Genomic DNA, 2669 nt, shown 5'->3' with positions numbered 1-2669 from the left:
TTGTATAATATAATTGAAAAGTAGTCCACTTAGTAATTGAAAAGTATACCACTAAGTGTCTCGGACGAGATTGGTTAAAGATATTTATTCCTCATTAGATTGTAACATTTTTTTAGTTTCTTTAACTCTGTAAGATTGTCCATTCATATTGATAAGATATGCTTTATGCGTGAGTCTGTCTACCATGGCAGCCACGAGAACTTTATCCTTTACTATTTCCCCCCATCTGTCAAAAGCAAGATTTGTTGTAATGATTGTAGACCTCTTACCGGCTCTTAGGGACAGATGGTTAAAGAGCAGTTCTCCTCCTTCCTTATCACAAGAGACATATCCAAACTCGTCACAGATGACCATATCGTATCTCTGGAAGCGCATTTCAAGCTGCCTGAGACTTTTTTGAGACCTGCATTCCCTGATTTGTGTAAGCAGTCGCGGTACGGAAGTAAAAAAGACCGTATAGCCCTCCAGGCAAGCTTTAATCCCCAGCCCTATGGACATATGCGTCTTGCCTGTTCCCGGGTTGCCGCAAAATACGATATTGCGCCCATCCTTGATAAATTCCAGCGTTTCAAGCTCAGGCAATGCTGTTTGTGCATCTTTAGGCAACTCTTCCCTTACCAGTTCCTGAAGGTACTTTAGTTCAGGGAATCCGGCTATCCTGATCCGCTGCTTGCGGCGTGCCTCGATACGCATGTCCATTTCCTTGGTTAAGAGCTGGCATATGAAGGCCCGGTACGACCAGTTTTCATCGGTTGCCAAGGTGATAAAGTCGTCGAGTTCATCCCGCAGGACAGGCAGTTTAAGCTCTTTGGCATAGTTAAATACTCTTTCTTTTTCGTTCAGGTTTTCCATTTGCATACTGTTGTTTATATTAAATACTTCTTGTCTCATAACTGATTATTAATTTTTGGTGATAATTTTTATATTGTTCTCAGTGTCCATTATGCGCGATAGATCCATCAGTATCCTCATGGCTCCGTCTTCGATCAGGGCCGATCCGTTCTTATGGCTGTCGTCCAGATAGATGGGTTCGTCATGAACCGCTTGCGGCTCGTTATTGGTATACATCATGGCTTTGATCTGGTCTGCCGATATACTTCTCAAGCCCCGCGCTTTCAATGAGGCGTATGCTTCTATTATATGGTTATCGCTAAAATTGTTCTCTCTGGCATACTGTAAAAGGAAGACAAAATCCCGTGCCTTGTCTGTAAAATGTTTGTTGAACAAGGCCTGTATCGGCCCCGGCATTTGCTTTAATGCAAGGGAAGTGTTCAGTGCTCCCGGCTTACGCAACAAGGTGTTCAGGTAATGTTCTAGTTTGATGGACCATCCTTTCTGGCGGGAGTATATACGTTCGTGTACGGCTACTTTGTCATTACCAAAAAGGATAACGATCTTCTCGGAGTACATCTTAACGGTAACGATTTTGCCTACCAGCGTATCGGGAACCGAGTAGTGGGAGCAGTTCATACAGATGGTGGACCACTTGTCTACCTTGTACTCAGCCATCTGGAAGCATCCCATCTCATTGGTATAGGGTTTTAATGCAGCCAGGTCTGCGGCCAACTCTTCCACTTTATTAATAGTCGAAGGGCTGCCGCTGCGGGAGTTGATCTTATCACAGATAGCCAGTAAGTGATCCTGAGCATCGGTCAGAGAGGTATAATGAAGATTGATACTGAAAGCTTTACGCCGGACATACTCCACAGAACGCTCTACATGCCCCTTTTCCCATCCGGCACGGGCATTACAGAAGCGGTAATGGTAGCGGTAGTAGTTACTCATGCGTAGCAGGGTATCGGTGGGCTTCTTTTCTTCACCTGCAAATTTTTTGATAGCCACACGCATATTGTCATAGACCATAATAGAGGGAACACCTTTTATCTGGCGGAAAAAGTTGCGGTGTGACTCCATGAAGGCTAACTGGTCCTGATGATGGAACAGCCAGGCATAACGGCCGTTACTATGGCTCAGGGTAAAGACCGCCATCTGGATGCGATGAAGCTTACCATTTAAGTAAAGCTTGACTTCACCCCAATCAAACTCACAGGACTCTCCCGGTGGATAATAACCACGGATAAAGGCTTCCTTGGATGATTTATCATCTTTCTTCTCGGTAGTAACAGAAGCGATGTATTTACAAACTCCCGTATAGCTGACCTGGAAGCCTTTATCTATTAACAGTTCGTAGATATCCTTACCCCGCATACACTGCTTCTTCAGGCCCATAGCACGTTTACGAGCGTTCTTCTCTAAACAGTCGTCTATTAAATCTTTCAGGCTACCGACAATAACACGGCGGCCTCGCCGGGAACTGTTATAATGGGGGGGGATTGTTAATACCGATTCCAGAGAGGATTCAGGATCATCACAGTTTAATGCGGCTTCATACTCGGCTATGACTTTATGAACGGTCTTACGGCTGACATCCAACTCCCTGGCTATAGCCCGTTTACTGTACCCAACCGTGCGGTACATGTGAATAATTGTTTGTTTTTCCACCATTGTTATCATTTTAGCCTCTGTGTTGGTTAATACACAAAGGAATTTATAATGTTAATATTTGTTAGTAAAATGTAGAGCTTTATTAGATGCTCTCACACATTTTACTTAACTGGTGGTATACTTTTAAATTATTTTAGTGGACTACTTTTCAATTATATTATACA

Annotated in this window: 2 protein-coding genes; both read right to left on the bottom strand. The window is 43.5% G+C overall.

Annotated elements, in window-relative coordinates; all coding sequences use genetic code 11:
* Window positions 1-84: 84 nt before the first annotated feature.
* The gene (gene istB / locus HMPREF9455_RS20505) at window positions 85-852 is read right to left on the bottom strand and encodes an IS21-like element helper ATPase IstB (RefSeq protein ID WP_044216975.1); all 768 of its coding nucleotides are present in this window, start codon (window positions 850-852) and stop codon (window positions 85-87) included.
* A gap of 48 nt (window positions 853-900) precedes the next feature.
* Window positions 901-2505 (bottom strand): IS21 family transposase, encoded by a 1605-nt coding sequence (istA, locus tag HMPREF9455_RS20500; protein ID WP_006801684.1) that lies wholly within the window; start codon window positions 2503-2505, stop codon window positions 901-903.
* Window positions 2506-2669 lie beyond the last annotated feature (164 nt).

Source organism: Dysgonomonas gadei ATCC BAA-286 (genome assembly GCF_000213555.1).
GTDB lineage: Bacteria > Bacteroidota > Bacteroidia > Bacteroidales > Dysgonomonadaceae > Dysgonomonas > Dysgonomonas gadei.
This window is presented reverse-complemented; position numbering and strand designations above follow the sequence as displayed.

What these genes read in the sequence shown, in the direction of transcription:
- istB (WP_044216975.1), bottom strand. Translation starts at nt 852, where the DNA reads ATGGAAAACCTGAACGAAAAAGAAAGAGTATTTAACTATGCCAAAGAG.
- istA (WP_006801684.1), bottom strand. Translation starts at nt 2,505, where the DNA reads ATGGTGGAAAAACAAACAATTATTCACATGTACCGCACGGTTGGGTAC.